At 61.2% G+C, this 227-nt stretch carries 1 protein-coding gene; it reads right to left on the reverse strand.

Annotated features, from left to right (window positions below; genetic code table 11):
- On the reverse strand, positions 1-227 hold a 227-nt coding region (locus tag CG50_RS16035; protein ID WP_036640691.1), incomplete at both ends, for a hypothetical protein.

Genomic DNA, 227 nt, shown 5'->3' on the forward strand with positions numbered 1-227 from the left:
TTTGTCGTCCTGTGCATCCAGCAGGGCCTGGTATTTTTTTCGCGCGCGCAACTCCAGCATGGCCTCGCCATAGGCCTCCTGAAGATCCTTCAACTGCTTCTCGTATTGCTCGCGGATGTCGAGCGGGTTCGCCCGCAGGGAATTCTCCATCCCCCGCTTCGCGTCATCAACCCACCCCTCGATCTCCGATGGTGACAGGTCGAAGGACCGGCTGGCCTCCGCCACCG

The sequence above is a fragment of the Paenirhodobacter enshiensis genome (assembly GCF_000740785.1).
GTDB classification, from domain to species: Bacteria; Pseudomonadota; Alphaproteobacteria; order Rhodobacterales; family Rhodobacteraceae; genus Rhodobacter; species Rhodobacter enshiensis.